Here is a 20,109-nt window from a genome sequence, read left to right as displayed (position 1 = left end):
GTGTGAAGCGGTTCGCGTGAAGGAAACGCATAAAGACAAAGAGAGTGAGCGTTTCAGCGTTTCCATGAAAAGCTGAAGTGCTCTCGTCTCTCGCGCCACCATACGGCGCGCGATGCCGGCTCACGAGAGGGAAGAATGCCGAGGCGACAGGATGACGCCGACAAAGGTGGTGGCGAAGCGGTTCAGCAGCCACACGCTTTGCTCGAACTGGTGCGTCACGCCCCATAGGATCCGAAGGTCCGCCACCGACAGGCCGGGCATGCGCACGATGAAATCGTCGCGCGTCTTGCGCATGAGGGAGGAGCGGTCGGCGGTGAGAACGGCGAGCATATCGGGGCTTTCCTCGCCCCAATCGTTCAGTTCGTCCGAGACGGTCTCCATGAGGGCGCAGGTGGATTCGGCGAGCCGCTTCAGGAACGCCGCCACTTCCTCCTGGCCGCCCAGGTCGTCCATCCGCTCCGCCAGGGATGGCAGGGTGGTGATGAGCGAGGTGAGCAACTGATTGCAGGTCCACAGATGAAGCATGCTGTCCATCTCGCGGGGGCCTGCGGGTGTCTCCATCTGCTGCTTGAGGAAGGTCTGGATGGTGACGAGGAGTTCCAAGCTGCTGTCGCGCAACACCATGCGGGACGCCTTTGTCGCCGCCGGTTCCTCGGTGAGTTCGATGCCGTCCGGATCCTCCCGGAAGCGCCTCAGGAACAAGGGCAGGCGCCGCAGCACGCGCAGCTGCTCCTGCTCCACGAGGAGCGCAGCCGCCTGCATGTCCACATTCTTGCCGCTGGTGATGAATTCCGGCTTGGCCAGGGATTCCTGAAGGCTGGCCGGGCTGATGCGCTCGATCAGCGCGAACAGTGGCGCGCTCAGCAGAGACGCCACCACCGCCGATACGATCTGGAACATCCAGTGCACGGCCGTCACCTGGAAGCCCGGATCGCCGGTGAGCGCCACCACGCCCGCCTGGATCAGCGGCACATGGAGGAAATGCTCGATCATCAGCAGCGGCAGCATCACGGCGACGCCGATCAGCTTCAGCACCAATTGGTAGAGGTTGAGCTGGCGCGCCGTGCCGCCGAGGCCCGCGCCCTGCGCCACCGTCATGAGGCCCGAGCCGAGATTGGCGCCCACCACGATGAGGATGGCCTGATCCAGCGCCAGCACGCCGCCTGTCACGAGGGCGACGGCGATGACGGAGACGGTCTGGCCCTGGATGATCGCGGCCAGGGCCGTCCCCGCGATGAAGCCCCAGAGGTAGAATTTGTCGGCAAAGGCGAGGATGGCGCGCAAAGACTCGGATTCGCGCAGCGGCTCGCACACCCGCACCATCATCTGCACGCCGTAAAGCAGCAGGACCAGCCCCAGCACGGCGGCGACGAGGTTGCGATACTTCGCCTCCCGGTCATAGCCGAGCAGATAGGCGATGCCGAGCCCGCCGACGCCAGCGAGAATCACCGAATCCATGTCGATGGACGCCAGCAGCAGGCGCAGCGTGGATCCGGCATAGGACCAGGTGACGATGGGCATGGCGCTGCGCACCGTGGCCGCGCCCGCGCTCACCAGACTGATCACGATGAACGTGACGGCATTGGTGCTCTGGATGATGGCGCCGGCTCCGATGCCGGCGAGAATCGCCTTCAGGGGATGTCCCGTGGCGCTGCTGACGATCCGGTGGAAGCGGGGACCAGCCACCTGCTTCATGTTGGCCGTCAGGAACTGCGTGCCGATGAAGATGAAACCCAGGCCAGCCAGAAGGCCGATCGCAATGGACATATTGCGGTCCCCTCGTGCGAGATCGAGTGAAAGACTCGTAATCGAGAATGCTGCAGTGCACCAGAGGCCTCTGCCGCTTCTCTTTCGCTTGTCGCTCCCCGATGTGCGCCTATCATGCCGCCACGCCGGACGACGGCATCGGGATGGAGACGGCAATGGTCGGAATGGTCCGCGTTCACAAATATGGCGGCCCCGAGGTTCTCACCTATGAGGACGTGCCGCTGCCGCCGCCCGGTCCCGGCGAGGTTCAGATCCGGCACACCGCCATCGGCCTGAATTTCGTGGAAACCTATTTCCGTTCAGGGCTCTACAAGAGCGCGGTGTTGCCGTTCGTGCCGGGAAACGAGGGGGCGGGTGTCGTCACCGCCGTTGGCGAACATGTGAACGACTTCCATGCGGGCGACCGGGTCGCCTACGCCACCTATATCGGCTCCTACAGCGAGGCGCGGAACATTCCCGCCTCCGGGCTGGTCCACCTGCCCGCCGCCATCGACGACCGCACTGCAGCGGCCATGATGCTGAAGGGCATGACGGTGCAGTATCTGGTGCGGCGCACATTCGAGGTGAAGCCGGGCGATACCGTGCTCATCCAGGCGGCGGCCGGCGGCATCGGGCTCATCCTCTCCCAATGGTGCCACGCGCTGGGTGCCAAGGTGATCGGCACGGTAGGCTCCAAGCAGAAGGCCGAGCTTGCCTACAGCCATGGCTGCGACGAGGTGATTCTCTACCGCACCGAGGATTTCGTGCAGCGGGTGAAGGAGATCACCGGCGGCAAGGGGTGCGACGTGGTCTATGACGGGGTGGGGCAGGACACCTATCCCGCCTCCCTCGACTGCCTCAAGCCGCGCGGCCTGTGGGTGTCGTTCGGCAATGCGTCCGGCGCCATCAAGGATTTCAACCTCCTGCTGCTCTCGCAGAAGGGCTCGCTCTACGCGACACGCCCGACGCTCAACACCCATATCTCCACGCGCGAGGACCTGCTGGCCACCGCCAACGACCTGTTCGAGGTCGTGCTGAAGGGCACGGTGAAGATCCCCATCCACCAGACCTATGCGCTGAAGGATGTGCAGAAGGCTCATCGCGATCTGGAGAACCGGGTCACGACGGGCGCGAGCCTGCTTCTGCCGTGACGCAGCTATGCATTTGGCGCGAGGACCGAATTCGGCCTTGCGCCAGTGCCGCCGCCAAGTGATATCCTGAGCCGCAAAGTTTAGTTTGCGTCCAATTTGCGGCGGTCCGTTCGGCCATGATGCGCCAATACGAGCTTGTCGATCGCGTCCGCCGGTACAATCCAGACACCGACGAGGCGTTGCTCGACCGCGCTTATGTCTATGCCATGCGCGCGCATGGCACCCAGTTGCGCGCGTCCGGCGATCCCTATTTCTCCCATCCCCTGGAAGTGGCCGCGATCCTCACGGATCTGGAGCTGGACGACGCCACCATCGTCGCCGCGCTGCTGCACGACACCATCGAGGATACCGGCGCCACCCGGGCCGAGATCGAGAAGCTGTTCGGCACCCAGATCGCCGATCTGGTGGAAGGGCTCACCAAGATCAAGAAGCTGGACCTCGTGTCCAAGCAGGCCAAGCAGGCGGAAAACCTGCGCAAGCTGCTGCTCGCCATCGCCGACGACGTGCGCGTGCTGCTGGTGAAGCTGGCCGACCGCCTGCACAACATGCGCACCCTGAAATATGTCCCGCAGGAGAAGCGGGACCGGGTGGCGCAGGAAACCCTGGACATCTACGCCCCGCTCGCCGCGCGCATGGGCATGCAGGACATGCGCGAGGAGCTGGAGGACCTGTCCTTCCGGCAGCTCTCGTCGGAGGCCTATGCCTCCATCACCCAGCGGGTGGAGGAATTGCGCGAGCGCAACGGGCCGCTGGTGGAGGAGATCGAGCGCGAGCTTCAGGACCAGCTGAACGCACGCGGCATCACCGCCCAGGTGATGGGCCGGGAGAAGCGTCCCTATTCCATCTGGCGCAAGATGGAACGCAAGGCCATCGGCTTCGAGCAACTGTCGGACCTCTACGGCTTCCGGGTCATCGTGAAGTCCATGGAGGATTGTTACCGGGCGCTTGGCGTGGTGCACATGAAGTGGCCCATCGTTCCCGGGCGCTTCAAGGATTACATCTCCACCCCGAAGCCCAACGACTACCGCTCGGTCCACACCACGGTCATCGGGCCGCGGCGCCAGCGTGTCGAGCTTCAGATCCGCACCCAGGACATGGACGACATCGCCGAATACGGCATCGCCGCCCATGCGCTCTACAAGGACGGGTCGGGTGCCCAGGCCCTCATCCTCTCCAATGAGAGCCGCGCTTATGCCTGGCTGCGCAAGACCATCGAGAACCTCTCCCAGGGCCTGAGCCCGGAGGAGTTCCTGGAGCACACCAAGCTCGAACTGTTCCACGACCAGGTCTTCTGCTTCACGCCCAAGGGGCGCCTCATCGCCCTGCCGCGCCGGGCGACCCCCATCGATTTCGCCTATGCGGTCCATACGGACGTGGGCAACACGGCGGTGGGCTGCAAGATCAACGGCACCATCGCGCCGCTCGTGTCCGAGCTGAAGAATGGCGACGAGGTTGAGATCATCACCTCCAAGGCGCAGACCCCGCCCGGCGCCTGGGAGACCATCGCCGTGACCGGCAAGGCCCGCGCGGCGGTGCGTCGGGCGACCCGCACGGCGGTGCGCGCGCAATATGCGGGGCTCGGCCGCAAGATCGCGGAACGCGCCTTCGCCCGGGCCGGCAAGGCTTTCTCCGAGGACGCCCTCGTCAAGGCCATGCCGCGCCTTGCCCGCACCTCGCTGGACGACGTGTTCGCGGCGGTGGGCCGGGGCGAGATCAAGACCGACGACCTGATCCGCGCCGTCTATCCCGACTGGAGCGCCCCGCGCGCCGACGAGCGCGGCACGGGCGGGCGGGCGCCCAATGGCGAGGGCTGGTTCGAGCTGAAGAAGGGGCAGAACCTCAAGTTCAAGATCCCCGATGCCTCGGACGACGCGGCGGCCATTCCCATCCGCGGCATCAACGGCGAACTGCCCGTGCGCTTCGCCGCCAAGGGCGGCGCGGTTCCGGGAGACCGGATCGTCGGCATCCTGACGCCGGGGGAGGGGATCACCATCTATCCCATCCATTCGCGCGAACTGCAGCAGTTCGAGGACACGCCGGAGCGGTGGCTCGACGTGCGCTGGGACGTGGACGAGCTGACGGACGGGCGCTTCCCGGCACAGATCGTGGTGACGGCGGTGAACGAGCCGGGCTCGCTCGCGCAGGTGGCCACCACCATCGCCGAGCGCAACGGCAATATCGAGGGCATCTCCATGCGCTCGCGGTCGCCGGATTTCACGGAAATGGTCATCGACGTCGGCGTGTTCGACCTGCGCCACCTGAACGGCATCGTCTCGGATCTGAGAAGCCGTGCGGTGGTTTCCGGGGTCGAGCGCTCGAACGGATGAGGGAGGCACACATGGGCGCGCGTGCGAGTGTACGTCTCGGTGTGAACATCGATCACGTTGCGACGGTGCGCAACGCGCGGGGCGGGGTCCATCCCGATCCGGTGCGCGCGGCCCAGCTCGCCAAGGCGGCCGGGGCGGACGGCATCACCGCCCATCTGCGCGAGGACCGGCGCCATATCCGCGACACCGACATGGTGCGCCTGAAAAGCGAAGTGGCCCTGCCGCTGAATTTCGAGATGGCGGCCACCGACGAGATGGTGGGCATCGCGCTGCGCCTGCGCCCCCATGCCTGCTGCCTCGTGCCCGAGCGGCGCGAGGAACGGACCACGGAGGGGGGCCTCAATTGCGCCGGGCAGGCGGCCGATCTCGCTCCGCGCATCGCTGCGCTGAAGGAGGCGGGCATTCGCGTTTCGCTCTTCATCGCGGCCGATCCCCGCCAGATCGAGGCAGCCCACGCCCTCGGCGCTGATGTGATCGAGCTGCATACGGGTGCCTGGTGCGATCACCGTCTCGCGGATGCGCGCATCGAGAGCGACAGCGAGTTCCGTCGCCTGAGGTCCGGCGCCGCGCGGGCACGCGAGCTGGGCCTCGAAGTCCATGCCGGCCACGGCCTCGACTATGAGACCGCCGAGTTGATCGCCGGCCTGCCGCAGGTGGCGGAGCTGAATATCGGCCATTTCCTGGTGGGCGAAGCCATCTTCGACGGGCTGGACACGGTGGTTCGGCGCATGCGCTCGCACATCGCCAAGGGCCATGCCCGCACTCTGGGGCATGTGGCGTGATCCTGGGGCTTGGAACCGACTTCTGCGACGCCCGTCGCATCGCGCGCTCCATCGAGCGCTTCGGCGACCGTTTCCTCGACCGCATCTTCACCCCGGCCGAGCGCGCCAAGGCGGATCGCCGGGCACGGCGGGTGGAGACCTATGCCAAGCGCTTCGCCGCCAAGGAGGCCTGCTCCAAGGCGCTGGGCACGGGCTTGAGCCAGGGCGTGTTCTGGCGCGACATGGGCGTGGTGAACCTGCCCTCGGGGAAGCCGACGCTGGTGTTGACCGGAGGTGCCGCCGCACGGTTGCGGGCCATGGTTCCGCCCGGATATGAAGCCTATATCGAGCTGAGCCTGACCGATGAGGGGCCATTGTGTGCCGCCCACGTCATCATCAGCGCCGAACCGCGGGGCCCAGCTTTCCCCGCCCAATCCAGTGAGGGCGTGTGAGCCGCGTGACATTCAGGGACCTTCTGCTGCAGGGCCCGATCCAGCAGAGCCTGTTCCACGCCCGCTATCAGGCGCTGGATATGCTGCATCACCGCCAGCGCAGCCCGGACCAGGACAAGGCGGTGGCCGCCATCCGGGCCTCGAAGGCACCGATCGTGGCCTTCACGGTGGCCTTCAACGTGCCGCAGGCCATCTCGCTCCTGTCGGACGCCATGGCGCGCTTCCATCCCGGCGTGCCCCTGGTGGTGTGCGACAATTCCGATGACCCGGACGCCCCGGCGCAGATCCGCGCCTATTGCGAGGCGGCGGGCCGCATCTATTGCCGCCTGCCCCGGGCGCCGCTGGTGAAGAAATTCTCCTCCCGCTCCCACGCCACGGCGCTGAACTGGACCCTGCACAATCTCATTCTGCCCAGCGGGGTGCGCCGCTTCGCGACCTTGGACCACGACCTCGTCCCGCTCGGGCCGGACGACCTGATGGCGCGGCTCGCGGACCAGCCCTGCTATGGCTATGTGCAGCAGCATGATGGGCGCTCCCGCGCCTGGTATCTATGGCCGGGCTATGCGCTGTTCGACCTCGACCGCATCCCCGCCCGGAAGGTGAATTTCGGCACCGATCGCATGCTCCGCCTGGATACCGGCGGGCGCATGTGGACCACCCTTTATCGCCACATGGACGAGACGCACTTCAAGCATGCGGAAATCCGCTCCGGCATCGTTCCGGGCTATGCGGATGTGCGTGTCCACCACATCTTCGATGACTGGTTCCATGTGGGGCAGGTGAGCTATCGCGACGGCAACCTCAACGCCCTCGGCGTCATGCGCGCGGCCTTCGACGCCGATCCCGATGGGCTGAAGGCGGCGACGCGGCCATAAGGCCCGCCATCGCGTTGCCCCTCCAGTGCGAAGCGTCTATAGAAACCAACCGCACGGGCCTGATCGGATTTCGGTTTCCGGAGGGGCATGCGGTAACGGCGCCGCGCCGCTTGGCGGGTTTCCGCCCGCGCTTGGCGCCGGGCAAACCGGAACCCTGGGGGTGACGGAGCCGTCCCAATTCCCTCCATGCGGCGGGGGGGATAAGCAGAATTCTCGGAACCGACCGGACATTCAATGAGCACGACCAGCGATTCGAAGAAGGACGGCGGTTTCATGGAAACCGTGCGGGTCATCGTGCATGCCCTGCTGATTGCGCTCGTCATCCGTACCCTCTTCTTCCAGCCCTTCAACATCCCCTCCGGGTCCATGAAGGACACGCTGCTGATCGGCGACTATCTCTTCGTCTCCAAGTTCAGCTACGGCTATTCACGCTTCTCCATTCCCTTCTCGCCGCCTTTGTTCTCCGGCCGCATCTTCGGCTCGGAGCCCACGCGCGGCGACGTGGCGGTGTTCAAGCTGCCCAAGGACAATGAGACCGACTACATCAAGCGCGTGGTCGGCATGCCCGGCGACCGCATCCAGATGATCGAGGGCGTGCTGCAGATCAACGGCGTGCCGGTGAAGCGCGAGCGCCTTTCGGATGTGATGCAGGATGACGGGACCGGCCGCATGGTGCCGGTGAAGCGCTACAAGGAGACGCTGCCCAATGGCGTGTCCTATGAGACGCTCGATCTCGTGGACAATGGTTTCTACGACAATACGCAGGTCTACAACGTTCCGGCCGGCCATTATTTCATGATGGGCGACAACCGGGACAATTCGGCCGACAGCCGCGTGCTGAGCCAGGTGGGCTACGTTCCGTTCGAGAACTTCATTGGCAAGGCGCAGATCATCTTCTTCTCCATCGACGATCACACCCCCGCCTGGCAGGTCTGGACCTGGCCCTGGACGGTGCGCTGGACGCGCCTCATGACGTGGGTGCGATGAGCGCCATCGACGACCTCGCCTCCCTGGAGGCTCGGATCGGCCACGTCTTCGCCGACCGGGCGCTGATCGAGCTGGCCCTGACCCATATCAGCGCGTTGAAGGGGGAAGCGCTGCGCGTGCGCTCCTACCAGCGGCTGGAATTCCTGGGCGACCACGTTCTCGGCAGCGTCGTCTCGGACATGTTGTTCACCGCCTTCCCGCAGGCGGAGGAGGGGGAATTGTCCCGCCGCCTCGCGGATCTCGTGCGCGAGGAAGCCTGCGCCGAGGTGGCCGAGGACATGATGGTCGGCCCCTTCATCCGCCTTGGCGTCGGGGAAGCCCAGTCCGGCGCCCGCAAGCGCCGCACCATTCTGGCGGATATCGCCGAAGCGGTGGTGGCGGCGGTCTATCTGGATGCTGGCTACGAGGCCGCGCGCGCTCTGGTGGACCGCTTCTGGCGTGCGCGCCTGGAAGCGCCCCGCAGGCCGCTGCGCGACCCGAAGACCGTGTTGCAGGAATGGGCGCAGGCGCGGGGTCTCCCGCCGCCCGCCTATCGTGAGGTGTCCCGCACCGGACCGGACCACGCGCCGCGCTTTGTGATGGCGGTGGAGCTTCCGGGGTTGGAGCGGGCGGAGGCGCTGGGCGCCTCCAAGCAGGATGCGCAGAAGGCGGCAGCCGCCGCCTTTCTGGCCCGTGAGGGCGTGAGCGAAGGGAGCGAGGCATGATCGCGGACGAAGGACGCAAGCCGGGCCAGGACCCGGACGAGCGTGAGGACGACGCGCTCGAAGCCGAGACGCACGATACGACCGAAGAGACGCAGGCGGACGAGGATCTCGACGCCGACGAGGGGGAATCGGACGATCTGGACGCGGACGACTTCGACGACGAGGATTTCGACGACGAAGACGACGAGATCGCTCTCCGTGAGCGTCCCGCCCCGCCGGAGGGGCCGACCCGCTGCGGCTTCGTCGCCCTGCTGGGCGCGCCCAATGCGGGCAAGTCCACGCTGACCAATGCGCTGGTGGGCACGAAGGTTTCCATCGTCTCCCACAAGGTGCAGACCACCCGCGCGGTGGTGCGCGGCATTCTCCTCGACGGCTCCGCCCAGGTGGTTCTGGTGGACACGCCCGGCATCTTCTCGCCCCGGCGGCGGCTGGAGCGGGCCATGGTCTCCACCGCCTGGACCAGTGCCTCGGACGCCGATCTTGTGGCGCTTCTGGTGGACGCCAAGCGCGGCCTGGACCCGGACGTGGAAGCCCTGCTGGGACCGCTCTCTGAAGTGCGCCGCCCTCGCGCGCTGGTGCTCAACAAGATCGACCTCATTCGGCGCGACACGCTTCTGGCGCTCACCGCCGAGATCACCCAGCGCCTGTCCTTCGATCGCGTCTTCATGATTTCCGCGCTCACGGGCGACGGCGTGGAGGACCTGAAGGGCTGGATGGCGCACCATGTGCCCGAAGGCCCCTGGCTCTATCCGGAGGACCAGATCACCGACGCCCCCATGCGCATGCTGGCGGCCGAGGTGACGCGGGAGAAGCTGTTCGTGCGCCTGCACGACGAGCTGCCGTACCGCTCCACCGTCGAGACCGAGTCCTGGAAGGAATTGCGCGACGGTTCGGTGCGCATCGAGCAGACCATCTTCGTGGAGCGGGAAAGCCAGCGGAAGATCGTGCTCGGCAAGGGGGGCTCCACCATCAAGGCCATCTCTTCGGAGGCGCGGGCCGAGATCGCGGAGATCACCGAGCAGAAGGTGCATCTGTTCCTGTTCGTGAAAGTTCGCGAGAATTGGGCTGATGATCCCGAGCGCTATCGGGAGATGGGCCTGGACTTCCCGAAGGGAGACTGACGCCGCCGTGGAATGGAGCGACGAAGCCCTGGTCACCGGCGTGCGGCGGCACGGGGAGGCGAGCGCCATCGTCGAGCTTCTGACCTTCACGCGGGGGCGCCATATGGGCCTTGTGCGAGGTGCCTTCTCCCGGCGCCTCGCGCCCTGGCTCCAACCGGGAAACACCCTCCACGTCACCTGGCGTGCGCGCCTGGAAGACCAACTCGGCACGTTCTCCGTGGAGCCGCTTGCCCTTCGGGCGGAAGCGCTGATGCGCCTCGCCCATGCGGCCTTCGGGGTGAGCCACATGGCAAGCCTCATCCGCCTGCTGCCGGAGCGCGATCCTCATCCCGCGCTCTACCGCGTCTGCCAGACCATCCTCGATACGTTCGAGGATCCGCGCGATGCGGCCATCCTGATGGCGCGGCTCGAACTGGCGCTGCTGTCGGAACTGGGCTTCGGGCTCGATCTCGAAACTTGCGCGGCGACGGGGGGGCGCGAGGATCTCATCTATGTGTCGCCCCGCAGCGGACGGGCGGTTTCGGCCCAGGCGGGCGCGCCTTATGCGGACCGGCTGCTGCCTCTGCCCACCTTCCTGCTGGCGACGCAGATACGCCCGACGGCGGACGAGATCGCCGAGGCGTTCCGGCTGACGGGGCATTTCCTGTCCCGCCACATCATGGAACCGCGCGGGTTCGCCCTTTCGGACGCCCGCGCGGCGTTCATCGCGTCTGTGGCGCGTCAGGCTCAGTAATAGCCGCGGCCACCATAGCCGGGGCCGCCATAGCCGGGGCCGTAGCCGGGCCCGGGGCCCCACCCGTAACGCGGGCCGGAACGGGGGCCGGGGCCGTAGCCGTAATTATTGCCACGGGGCGGACCCACCCAGACATTCCGGCAGTTCATGACCTGCACCGGGCCGCGCCACATGGGCCGGCACACGCGCCGCCACCGCACCTCTTCGGTGATGTTACCCACGGACCCGCCCGCCGGATTGACCGGATTCAGCGGGGTCGCATTGGCCCCGGTGGCCATGGCAGTGACGCCGAGCGCTGCCGCACCGCAAAAAGCAAGGACAAGTCGATTCATTTCGTCTCCTCCTGGAGATCCTGAGTGGCCGCGTATCCGCGTCCTATCGAAAGGTGAAACGACCGAATGTCATGGTTGTGTTCCATAAAAACATTCCAGAAAAATATCTTCTGTTGAAACAGGTGCTGAAATACGCGCTTCTTGAACGCGCGTTCACCTCGGTAAACGCAAATCGACGTTTCATTCAGCTTCATGGCAGAGCCGAGGCAGGATGAGGACGAAGCGATGCCGGGGCCGTGGCGGACCTTGGCGGGCCATGACGGCGCCTTGTGCCGGAAGACCTGCCGCGCTACTCCGGAACCCATGGCCACCCGCACCAGTCCGCCCGGGGATGGCGTCATCGAGCCGGTCGATCTGAAGGCCGCGCTTGAAGAGCGCTACCTCGCTTATGCCCTGTCCACCATCATGCACCGGGCATTGCCCGACGCGCGCGATGGCCTCAAGCCCGTGCATCGGCGCATCCTCCACGCCATGCGCCAGCTGCGCCTTGATCCCGGCCAGGGGTTCAAGAAGTGCGCGCGCGTGGTGGGCGACGTCATCGGCAAGTTCCACCCCCATGGCGACCAGGCTGTCTATGACGCGCTGGTGCGCCTCGCCCAGGGTTTCGCCCAGCGCTATCCGCTGGTGGACGGGCAGGGCAATTTCGGCAATGTGGACGGCGATAACGCCGCCGCCATGCGTTACACCGAGGCGCGCCTCACCGACACCGCCATGCTGCTGCTGGACGGGATCGACGAGGATGCGGTGGACTTCCGGCCCACCTATGACGGCTCCGAGGAGGAGCCGAGCGTGCTGCCGGCGGCCTTCCCCAATCTTCTGGCCAACGGCTCGCAAGGCATCGCGGTGGGCATGGCCACGTCCATTCCGCCGCACAATGCCGCCGAGTTGCTGGATGCGGCGCTCCATCTGGTGGAGCACCCCGCCGCGCCCGCCTCCGACCTGCTCCAGTTCGTGCCCGGTCCCGATTTCCCCACCGGCGGCATTCTCGTGGACGATCCGGTGGGCATCGCGGAAGCCTATGCCACCGGGCGCGGCTCGTTCCGCGTGCGGGCGCGCTGGCACAAGGAGGAGGGTGGTCGCGGCACCTATCTGGTGGTCATCACGGAAATCCCCTACGGCGTGCCGAAGTCGCGCCTTGTGGAGAAGATCGCCGAGCTTCTGACGGAGAAGAAGCTGCCGCTGCTGGCCGATGTGCGCGACGAGAGCGCGGAGGATATCCGCCTTGTCCTGGAGCCGCGGGCCCGCACCGTGGATCCCGAAGTGCTCATGGCCAGCCTGTTCAAGCTCACCGAGCTTGAGGCGCGCGTGCCGCTGAACATGAATGTGCTGGTGCGCGGGCAGGTGCCGAAGGTGCTGTCCCTGGCCGATGCCCTGCGCGAATGGCTGGCCCACCGGCGCGACGTGCTGCTGCGCCGCTCGCGCCATCGCCTTGCCGAGATCGCCCGCCGCCTGGAGATTCTGGCGGGCTATCTCATCGCCTATCTCAACCTCGACGAGGTGATCCGGATCATCCGCGAGGAGGATGAGCCGAAGGCCAGCCTCATCGCCACCTTCTCGCTCACCGACACCCAGGCGGAAGCCATTCTCAACATGCGCCTGCGCTCCCTGCGCCGGCTGGAGGAGATGGAGATCCGCAAGGAGCATGATGCGCTCTCCAAGGAGCAGGACCAGCTCAACAAGCTGGTGGCCTCCGAGGCGGCGCAGTGGCGGACCATCTCCAAGGAAATCCGGGAGACCCGCAAGGAGTATGGGCCGGAGACCGAGCTGGGCCGTCGGCGCACCACCTTCGCCAGCGCGCCGGAAATCCATGAGGACGCCTTCACCGAGGCATTGGTGGAGCGCGAGCCCGTCACGGTGGTCCTGTCCGCCAAGGGCTGGATCCGCGCGCTGAAGGGCCATGTGCAGGATTTGTCGGGCCTGCAGTTCAAGGCCGATGACAGCCTCGCCCACGCCTTCTTCGCCGAGACCACCTCGCGCATCATGGTGTTTGCGTCCAACGGCCGTTTCTACACGGTGGAAGCCTCCAAGCTGCCGGGCGGGCGCGGCCATGGCGAGCCGCTGCGGCTGATGATCGAGATGGAGCAGGATGCGGAGATCGCCCGCGTCTTCACCCATACGCCCGGCGGCAAGCTGCTGGTGGCCTCCCTTGAGGGGCGCGGCTTTGTCGTGTCGGAGGAGGACTGTCTCGCCAATACCCGCAAGGGCAAGCAGGTGCTCACCGTGGACGGCACCGACAAGGCCCATGCGGCGGTGACGGCGGCAGGCGACACCGTCGCGGTGATCGGCGACAACCGAAAGCTCCTGCTCTTCCCGCTCAATCAGGTGCCGGAGATGGCGCGCGGACGCGGCGTGCGGCTGCAGCGCTATCGCGAGGGCGGTCTCTCGGACATCAAGGTGTTCACCCGCGCGGATGGCCTGACCTGGGAAGATACGTCCGGACGCACCTGGACCGTGACCGACCTGCTGGAATGGCAGGGCGAGCGGGCCGCATCCGGCCGGCTTCCTCCCAAGGGCTTCCCGCGCAACAATCGTTTCCGATAGGGGCGTGAATGGACGCGGGGGCGCGGGACAAGGTCTTCGAGGTTACGGCACGCGAGACCGAGGGGCCGGCCGCGACCCGGCTCCTGGCCGTGTCGGCCCGTGGCGAAGTGGTGGTGGTGCTGCTCGCCTGCGTGGTGGGCGTGCTGGCGGGCTCCGGCGCCACGCTCATGAGCATCACCGCCCACTGGCTGCATGAGCGCCTGTTCGACACCGGGCCGGGCGGCTTTCTCAGCGCCACGCCGGACCTGACCGCCACCTACATGTATTTCGTGCCCGCCATCGGCGGGCTGATCATCGGCCTCTACACGCTTCTGGTGAAGCGGCTGCGGCGCCCCCCGGTGGTGGATCCCATCGAGGCGAACGCCCTTGAAGGGGGGAAGATGTCGCTGCTGGACAGCGTCATCCTCTCCAGCCAGACGGTGATCGGCAACGGCTTCGGCGCCTCGGTGGGCATGGAGGCCGGCTATACCCAATGGGGCTCGGGCATCGCCTCGGCCATCGGCCAGAAGCTCGGCCTCAAGCGCAGCGACCTGCGGGTGCTGGTGGGCTGCGGGGCCGCGGGCGGCATCGCCGCCGCCTTCCATGCGCCGCTGGCGGGCGCCTTCTATGCCTTCGAGCTGATCATCGGCGTCTATGCCATCCCCCATGTGGCGCCGGTCATGGCGGCGGCACTTCTGGGCTATCTCTCGGCCCAGATGCTGGGCGTCGTCGGCACGCCCATCATCATCCCCCAGGTGCCCGACGTGGTGCCGTCGGACTATCTGCTCTATCTGCTGCTGGGCCTCGTGGGGGCCGCCTTCGCCATCGGCGTCATGCGCCTGATGACGCTGATCGAGCAGGGTTTTTCCCGCAGTGGCCTGCCCGCGCCCTTGCGTCCGGTGGTCGGGGGCCTCGCGGTGGGTGGGCTGGCGCTGGTCTCGCCCCAGGTGCTCGCCAGCGGCGAGGCCGCCATCCATATCCAGGTGGGCTCCGCCATCACCCTGTCTGTGGCGGGCATCCTCGCCTTGAAGATCCTTGCCGCCGCCTGCTCGCTGGGGTCGGGGTTCCGCGGCGGCCTGTTCTCCGCCGCCTTGTTCCTCGGCTCCATGATGGGCAAGCTGTTTGCGGGCGTGATGCTGATCCTGGTGCCCTTCGTCCATATCGATCCGGTCGTGGCGGCGGTGGTGGGGATGGCGGCGCTGGCGGTGGGCATCGTGGGGGGCCCGGCCACCATGACTTTCCTGGTGCTGGAGGCCACCGGCAACCTCGCCATCGCCGGGCTCGTGCTCGTGGCGGCCATCGCCTGTTCGCTCACGGTGCGCCTGGGCTTCGGCTACTCCTTCTCCACCTGGCGCATGCATCTGCGCGGGGAGAGCATAAGGGGCGCCCATGACGTGGGCGTCCTGCGGGAGCTGACCGTGCAGCGCCTGATGCAGGCGGGCCCGCCGGTCTTTCCGGCAGACGGATCGGTGGGCGACCTGCGCGCGCGCTTCGCCGATGGCGGCGCCCGTGCCGTGCTGCTGGTGGACGCGGCCGGGGCCTATGCGGGCCTCGTCCGGCTGCTGATGACCTATGGCGCGGACCCCGCCATGCCGGCCGCGCAGCTTGCCATCTGCGCCGACCGGGGCCTTGAGGGGACCATGAATGTCCAGGACGCCCTGCGCCGCTTCGACGGGGCGGGAACGCCGATCCTGGCGGTGGTGGACGGGAAGACCCGGGTGCCGGTCGGCCTGCTGGACGAGGCGGAGGCGCTCCATGCCTATGCGCAGGCGCTGGAAATGCAGCGGCGCACGCTCTCCGGCGAGGATCCCGGCGCCTGAGCGGGAGTCCCCCCGCCGTCCTCAGCCGTGGGGCAGGCTGGTGATGAGCGAGCTGATGCCGATCCACATGATCTGCATGCCGATGCACAGCAGGATGAAGGCGAACAGGCGCACCAGAATATTGGTTCCGTTGGGGCCGAGCACGCGCTCGATGTCGCCCGCATAGCGATAGGCGAGATAGATGGTGGCGGAGACGGCGGCGAGGCCCAGCACGGCCGCCGCCGTGGCCGCCGCCATCATGCCCGGATCGCTCGTATGCAGGCCCGCCTGCGCGCCCAGGGCCACGCTGGTGGCGATGGAGCCCGGCCCCGTGGTGAGGGGCATGGTGATGGGATAGAAGGCCTGCCCCTCGATCTGCGCCACGTCGATGGTGCGCGCGGCGGAGCGCTCGGGCGTGGGGTTGCCCTGGTGGAGAAGCTGCCAGCCGACGAACGTCACCACGAGGCCACCCGCCACCCGCAACACCGGCAGGCTGATGCCGAAGAAGGTCAGGACGTGGGAGCCGATGATCATGGAGCCCAGCAGCAGCACGAAGCCGTAGACCGCCACCTTGCGCGCCATGCGCGCGCGGGTCTCCGGCGGAACGTCGCGGGTGAGCTGGTAGAAGATCGGCGCGCCGCCCAGCGGATTGACCACCGGAAACAGCGCGGCGAAGACGGCGAGGAATACGTTGAACGCCTGACTCATTCCTGCGGCTTCGCTTTCACGGGTTCGTCGGATCGCTCCCATCCCACGGGCGTGAGCCGCTCCTGGGGCAGGAAGCGACGCTTATAATCCATCTTCCGTGACCCCTGCACCCAATATCCCAGATAGACATAGGGCAGGTGCATCTCCTTGGCGCGGGCGATGTGGTCGAGGATCAGGAAGGTGCCCAGCGAGCGGTCGGGCAGGTTCGGGTTGTAGAAGGAATAGACCATGGACAGCCCGTCCGCGAGGATGTCCGTGAGGGCCACCGCGAACAGGTCGCCCACCGTCCGGCCGGTGATGCGCGTGTCCGGCCCGCGCCGCCGATATTCGACGATGCGGGTCTCCACATGGGTGTCCTCCACCATCATCGCGTAATCGAGCACGCTCATGTCGGCCATGCCGCCGGAGCCGTGGCGCGCATTCACATAGGCGCGGAACAGGGAATATTGCTCTGAGGTGGGAGCAGCGGGGCGCAGGGTGCCCGCCAGGTCCTCATTCTCGGCCAGCACCCGCCGGAAGCTGCGCGTCAGGTCGAACTCATCGACGCAGATGCGCACGGACACGCAGGCCCGGCACCCTTCGCAAGCCGGCCGATAGGCGATGGACTGGCTGCGCCGGAAGCCGCCCTGGGTGAGCACGTCATTGAGGGAGGCTGCCCGCTCGCCCACAAGATGGGTGAACACCTTGCGCTCCTCGCGGCCCGGCAGATAGGGGCACGGCGAAGGGGCCGTCAGATAGAATTGCGGCGTGTCGCGCGAATGCTCGGTCACGGCACTGGAGCCCCGGCGCCTCTCCTGAGGAACAATGCGACAGCATGGCTCCCCAGGGCGAGGCGGTCAAAGGTTTCCGTCGGTCTGCCACATCAAAAGGTGCGGCGGCGCAGCCCGGCGGCCCGTGATTGCGTATTCACGATCACCGTGCCCACGAGAAAGTCGTGAAGCTGGCGCCGGCGGCCGTTGAACAGCGCCACCAGGAGAATCAGCGGCGTGCAGACGCTGACCGAGATCCAGTAGGCGAGGGCATGGACCGCGCCCAGCAGCCCATAGGCCGGGGCGCCGTACCAGGTGCGCATCTCGATATTCATGGCGCGCATGCCCAGCGTCGCCGAGGCAGGGGAGCCCAGCGTCACGGCATTGTACCAGATGGCCCAGATGGCGAAGGCCGGACCCAGGACCGGAAACAGCATCCAGCCAAGGCTCAGCGTGACGATGCCGAACACGAAGATGAAGATGGCCAGCAAAACGATGGGGGCGATGATGATAACGGCATCGATGGCGAAGGCCATGACGCGCCGCGCAAGAACACCTTCAAAATATTCGGGCTGAATTGCCGGATCGTAGGCGTGGGGACGGTCCGGGGCAATGCTTCCGAAACCGCGGTCCTCGGGGGACGTGTAGCTCATGTCCTTCTCGACTCCTCCACCTCCTATGTGGAGGGGGAGTGAGGCGAGGGCAAGGCAGCGTTGAAGGGGCGGTTCTCTGCTACCAATCGGCGCCGCCGGCGCCCAGGCGCTGCACCGGCAGGCCCTCCGCCGCGAGGGCGGCTTCTATGACCTCGGCATGGGCCTGGTCGCGGGTCTCCACGGTCAGGTCCAGGCGGGTGCCCTTGGCCGGCACATCCAGGAAGGTGCGGCGATGGTGCACTTCCAGGATATTGGCCCCGAGCTTGCCGAGCAGCGTGGAGATGCGCCCCAGCATCCCCGGCCGGTCCAGGATGGTGAGGCGGAAGGAGACGATGCGGTGGTCGCGCTCCAGCTCGCGCATCATGATTCCCGCCAGCACGCGCGGGTCGATATTGCCGCCGCACAGCACGAGGCCCACGGTGCGGCCCCGGAAGCGCTCGGGCTCCGTGAGCAGGGCGGCGAGCCCGGCGGCGCCTGCGCCTTCGGCGACGGTCTTCTGGAGCGTGAGGAAGGCGTTCACCGCCCGCTCCAGCGTGCTCTCTTCCACGAGCACGATGTCCGACACGAGGCGGGCCACGATCTCCGAGGTCAAGCGGCCCACATTGCGCACGGCGATGCCCTCGGCCAGCGTCGGCCCGCCGGAGGGGCGCTCGGTGCCGTCCAGCATGCACTTCATCGCCGGATAGAGACCGGCCTCGATGCCCACCACCTCGGTCTGCGGCGCGCGCCCCTTCACGGCGACGGCGATGCCGGAGATCATGCCTCCGCCGCCCACGGGCACCAGGATGGAATCGAAGACCGGCCCGTCTTCCAGCATTTCCAGGGCGATGGTGCCCTGGCCCGCAATGACGTAGGGGTCGTCATAAGGATGCACGAACACGCGCTGCTCGGCCTCGGCGAGGCGGCGTGCTTCCAGCTCGGCGTCCGAGACGGTCTCCCCATACAGAACGACCCGCGCCCCGAAGGCCTCGGTGGCGAGCACCTTCACCTGGGGGGTGGTCTCGGGCATCACGATGGTGGTGGAGATGCCGAGCCGCGTCCCGTGATAGGCCACCGCCTGGGCATGGTTACCCGCCGACATGGCGATGACGCCGCGCGCCGCCTCATCGGCGGAGAGATGCGCCAGCTTCGCCACCGCACCGCGCTCCTTGAAGGAAGAGGTGAGCTGGAAATTCTCGAACTTCACCCACACGTCCGCGCCGGTGAGGGCGGAGAGGCGCGGGGCCTTCAGGGTGGGGGTGCGCAGGACCGCCGCCTCCACCACGGGGCGCACGGCCTCCACATCGGCCAGGGTGACGGGCAAGGGCAGGTCCGGCCGGTTCATGGCTCAAAGACCCGCGAGGCGCTTGGCGACGCGCGGCGCGAAATAGGTGAGGATACCGTCCGCACCCGCTCGCTTGAAGGCCATGAGGCTCTCCACGACGATGCGCTCCCCGTCCACCCAGCCGTTGCGGATGGCGCCCTCGATCATCGCGTACTCGCCGGACACCTGATAGGCGTAGGTGGGCAGGCCGAACGTGTCCTTCAGGCGGAATACGATGTCGAGATAGGGCAGGCCGGGCTTCACCATCAGCATGTCCGCCCCTTCCTCGATGTCGAGGGCGGCCTCGCGCAGGGCTTCCAGGCCGTTGGCGGGGTCCATCTGGTAGGTGCGCTTGTCGCCCGAGAGGGTCTTGGCGGTGCCGATGGCGTCGCGGAACGGACCGTAGAAGGCCGAGGCGTATTTGGCGGCATAGGACATGATCTGCACGTCCTCGAAGCCCGCCGCGTCCAGCCCCTCGCGGATGGCGCCGATGCGCCCGTCCATCATGTCCGAGGGGGCGATCACGTCGGCGCCCGCTTCCGCCTGCACCACCGCCTGGCGCACCAGCACCGCGACGGTCTCGTCATTGAGGATGCGCCCGTTCTCCAGCAGGCCGTCATGGCCGTGGCTGGTATAGGGATCGAGCGCGACATCGGTGATGAGGCCGATGTCCGGCACTTCCGTCTTGATGGCCCGCAGCGCCTGGCAGACGAGATTGCCGTCGTTCAGGGCCTCGCTGCCCTCCGGGTCGCGCAGGTCGGGGTCCGTATAGGGAAACAAGGCGAGGGCGGGGATGCCAAGGCGGGCGGCCTCGGCGGAAGCGCGCACGGCCTCGTCCACGCTCAACCGCTCCACGCCGGGCATGGAGGGAATGGGCTCGCGCCGTCCCGCGCCGTCCATCACGAAGATCGGCCAGATCAGGTCGTCCACGGTCAGCGTGTTCTCGCGCACCAGCCGCCGGGACCAGTCGCTCTTGCGGTTGCGCCGCAGGCGGGTGGCAAGGCCAAGGCTGTGCTCCGCCGGCACGGTGTCGGTCTCGGTCTTCGCGCGCGGGCGGGCAGTGCTGACGGGCATGGTCGAACTCATGATCCGGTGGCAGGAAAGTCCGGAGGTTATAGACCCTCGCTAACCGGGAGGCGAGGCCATTCCCCGCCGGGCGGAACCGTTGACGCTGGGGGGCCACCCGTC

18 protein-coding genes are annotated in these 20,109 nt (G+C 67.1%); 11 read left to right on the top strand and 7 right to left on the bottom strand.

What is annotated here, in order from left to right:
* Positions 1-120 precede the first annotated feature (120 nt).
* Positions 121-1,767 (bottom strand): Na/Pi symporter, encoded by a 1,647-nt coding sequence (locus tag EJJ38_RS09270; RefSeq protein WP_127089785.1) that lies wholly within the window; start codon positions 1,765-1,767, stop codon positions 121-123.
* A gap of 155 nt (positions 1,768-1,922) precedes the next feature.
* Between EJJ38_RS09270 and EJJ38_RS09265 the strand changes: the two genes are divergently transcribed.
* The 9 genes from EJJ38_RS09265 to recO all read left to right on the top strand — a co-directional run bounded on the left by EJJ38_RS09265 (position 1,923) and on the right by recO (position 10,857).
* Positions 1,923-2,897 (top strand): quinone oxidoreductase family protein, encoded by a 975-nt coding sequence (locus EJJ38_RS09265; RefSeq protein WP_127089784.1) that lies wholly within the window; start codon positions 1,923-1,925, stop codon positions 2,895-2,897.
* Positions 2,898-3,013: 116 nt separating this feature from the next.
* Positions 3,014-5,224, top strand: a complete 2,211-nt coding sequence (locus tag EJJ38_RS09260) for a RelA/SpoT family protein (protein WP_127089783.1) — start codon at positions 3,014-3,016, stop codon at positions 5,222-5,224.
* 11 nt (positions 5,225-5,235) lie between these two features.
* A complete protein-coding gene (locus EJJ38_RS09255) occupies positions 5,236-6,006 on the top strand; it encodes a pyridoxine 5'-phosphate synthase (RefSeq protein ID WP_127089782.1) in 771 nt (256 codons plus the stop codon).
* Positions 6,003-6,437 carry a holo-ACP synthase gene (gene acpS / locus EJJ38_RS09250; protein WP_127089781.1) on the top strand — a complete coding sequence of 145 codons (435 nt, stop codon included), beginning with the start codon at positions 6,003-6,005 and terminating at the stop codon, positions 6,435-6,437. The genes EJJ38_RS09255 and acpS overlap by 4 nt, the downstream gene beginning before the upstream one ends.
* Positions 6,438-6,442: 5 nt before the next feature.
* Positions 6,443-7,312 carry a hypothetical protein gene (locus EJJ38_RS09245; protein WP_127089780.1) on the top strand — a complete coding sequence of 290 codons (870 nt, stop codon included), beginning with the start codon at positions 6,443-6,445 and terminating at the stop codon, positions 7,310-7,312.
* A gap of 234 nt (positions 7,313-7,546) precedes the next feature.
* A complete protein-coding gene (lepB, locus tag EJJ38_RS09240; protein WP_127089779.1) occupies positions 7,547-8,299 on the top strand; it encodes a signal peptidase I in 753 nt (250 codons plus the stop codon).
* Positions 8,296-9,003, top strand: coding sequence for a ribonuclease III (rnc, locus tag EJJ38_RS09235; RefSeq protein ID WP_127089778.1), 708 nt, complete (start codon positions 8,296-8,298; stop codon positions 9,001-9,003). Before lepB ends, rnc begins: the two co-directional genes overlap by 4 nt.
* The gene (gene era / locus EJJ38_RS09230) at positions 9,003-10,124 is read left to right on the top strand and encodes a GTPase Era (RefSeq protein WP_420836882.1); all 1,122 of its coding nucleotides are present in this window, start codon (positions 9,003-9,005) and stop codon (positions 10,122-10,124) included. Before rnc ends, era begins: the two co-directional genes overlap by 1 nt.
* 7 nt (positions 10,125-10,131) lie before the next feature.
* Complete coding sequence (gene recO, locus EJJ38_RS09225; RefSeq protein WP_127089777.1) at positions 10,132-10,857, top strand: DNA repair protein RecO; 726 nt, start codon at positions 10,132-10,134, stop codon at positions 10,855-10,857.
* On the opposite strand, the gene EJJ38_RS09220 is transcribed toward recO, so the two are convergent.
* Entirely contained in the window at positions 10,851-11,189 is a 339-nt protein-coding gene (locus EJJ38_RS09220) for a hypothetical protein (protein WP_127089776.1), read from the bottom strand. The genes recO and EJJ38_RS09220 overlap by 7 nt on opposite strands.
* 303 nt (positions 11,190-11,492) lie before the next feature.
* Between EJJ38_RS09220 and parC the strand changes: the two genes are divergently transcribed.
* Both parC and EJJ38_RS09210 read left to right on the top strand, forming a co-directional pair.
* Positions 11,493-13,730, top strand: a complete 2,238-nt coding sequence (gene parC / locus EJJ38_RS09215) for a DNA topoisomerase IV subunit A (RefSeq protein ID WP_127090339.1) — start codon at positions 11,493-11,495, stop codon at positions 13,728-13,730.
* Positions 13,731-13,738: 8 nt separating this feature from the next.
* Entirely contained in the window at positions 13,739-15,529 is a 1,791-nt protein-coding gene (locus EJJ38_RS09210; protein WP_127089775.1) for a chloride channel protein, read from the top strand.
* Positions 15,530-15,550: 21 nt separating this feature from the next.
* Here the strand turns inward: EJJ38_RS09210 and EJJ38_RS09205 are convergent, their stop codons facing one another.
* The 5 genes from EJJ38_RS09205 to hemB form a co-directional block, all read right to left on the bottom strand.
* Entirely contained in the window at positions 15,551-16,216 is a 666-nt protein-coding gene (locus tag EJJ38_RS09205) for a MarC family protein (protein WP_245454164.1), read from the bottom strand.
* Positions 16,213-16,986 carry an arginyltransferase gene (locus EJJ38_RS09200; RefSeq protein WP_127089773.1) on the bottom strand — a complete coding sequence of 258 codons (774 nt, stop codon included), beginning with the start codon at positions 16,984-16,986 and terminating at the stop codon, positions 16,213-16,215. The genes EJJ38_RS09205 and EJJ38_RS09200 overlap by 4 nt, the downstream gene beginning before the upstream one ends.
* Positions 16,987-17,078: 92 nt before the next feature.
* Positions 17,079-17,618 (bottom strand): RDD family protein, encoded by a 540-nt coding sequence (locus EJJ38_RS09195; protein ID WP_127089772.1) that lies wholly within the window; start codon positions 17,616-17,618, stop codon positions 17,079-17,081.
* 79 nt (positions 17,619-17,697) lie between these two features.
* The gene (locus tag EJJ38_RS09190) at positions 17,698-18,942 is read right to left on the bottom strand and encodes a threonine ammonia-lyase (RefSeq protein WP_205666131.1); all 1,245 of its coding nucleotides are present in this window, start codon (positions 18,940-18,942) and stop codon (positions 17,698-17,700) included.
* Positions 18,943-18,945: 3 nt separating this feature from the next.
* Positions 18,946-19,995, bottom strand: a complete 1,050-nt coding sequence (hemB, locus tag EJJ38_RS09185) for a porphobilinogen synthase (RefSeq protein ID WP_127089771.1) — start codon at positions 19,993-19,995, stop codon at positions 18,946-18,948.
* Between the last annotated feature and the right edge of the window lie 114 nt (positions 19,996-20,109).

It is taken from the genome of Aquabacter cavernae, from assembly GCF_003993795.1.
In the GTDB taxonomy this organism is placed as follows: domain Bacteria; phylum Pseudomonadota; class Alphaproteobacteria; order Rhizobiales; family Xanthobacteraceae; genus Aquabacter; species Aquabacter cavernae.
Note: the sequence above shows the minus strand (reverse complement) of the source record. Positions and strands in the feature narration are given on the sequence as shown.